Source organism: Streptomyces viridosporus (genome assembly GCF_002078235.1).
Taxonomy (GTDB): domain Bacteria; phylum Actinomycetota; class Actinomycetes; order Streptomycetales; family Streptomycetaceae; genus Streptomyces; species Streptomyces viridosporus.
The window spans coordinates 1-523 of the sequence record NZ_MSGP01000813.1; the positions used below are offsets into that span (position 1 = coordinate 1).

The window sequence follows — 523 nt, forward strand, 5'->3', positions numbered from 1 at the left end:
GCCGAGGAGATGCGCGGCCTGGCGCAGTACGCGCTGCAGATGCTGATCGACGCGGGCGGCCACACCGGCACCTGGAACACCCGCCCGGTCACCCAGCATCTGGGTGGCTCCACGGGCGCCATGGGCATGGCCGGCACCACCGCCCTGCCCCACCCCGGGCACGGCAACACCGCCCAGCAGCCGATCCTGGGAGGTCGGCACCACGACGATGCTTCCGGTGGCTACGACGGCGGGTACGACGACGGCTCCGGCGGCCGCGGTGGCCGCGGCAAGCTGTGGCTGCTGGCCGTGCTCGCGGTGATCGCCATCGCGGCCGGAGTCGCGTTCGCCATGGACTTCGGCCGCGACAAGGGCGGCGGGAAGCAGCCGGGCAAGCCGGAGACGTCGACCTCGCAGTCCCACACCAAGGACCCGACCGAGAAGCCGACGGACGAGCAGACGGAGACGAGCTCGCCCACGGAGACCTCCGGGGACACCGGCGGCGGCTACCCCGGCAGCGCGGAGCCGTCCTCGCCGACGTACA

1 pseudogene is annotated in these 523 nt (G+C 73.4%); it reads left to right on the forward strand.

What is annotated here, in order from left to right:
• A pseudogene (locus B7L92_RS37795) lies at positions 1-523 on the forward strand (serine/threonine protein kinase); the annotation flags it as partial.